The organism is Candidatus Pseudoscillospira sp. SGI.172 (genome assembly GCF_050313575.1).
Taxonomy (GTDB): Bacteria; Bacillota; Clostridia; order Oscillospirales; family Oscillospiraceae; genus Vermiculatibacterium.
The window spans coordinates 1-273 of record NZ_JBNPLQ010000095.1; the positions used below are offsets into that span (position 1 = coordinate 1).

At 41.4% G+C, this 273-nt stretch carries 1 pseudogene; it reads right to left on the minus strand.

The annotated features are described in order from the left end of the window. A pseudogene (locus ACQRD3_RS13600) lies at positions 1 to 203 on the minus strand (group II intron reverse transcriptase/maturase); the annotation flags it as partial. Between the last annotated feature and the right edge of the window lie 70 nt (positions 204 to 273).

Genomic DNA, 273 nt, shown 5'->3' on the forward strand with positions numbered 1-273 from the left:
TCAACTTTTTCCTTGCTGAATCCGTCAGCTGTGTCGTCATTCACGCCTTTTGTTCCTGCGCCCTTGTTGGCGTAGAGGTTTTTGTACGCAAGATAATACAGGTCGGGTCTTAATAGATAGCGGTAGAGCCTTGTGAAGATTTCCTCTTTGTTGTCCCTTGAATTTTTTCTGATTCTATCCAAAATCTCGATTGTTGGTTGCATTTGAGGCTTTCCTCCCTAATCAAATTTCAATTTTGGAATGCAATAACTGTTCTCCTTCGTCTGGAATACA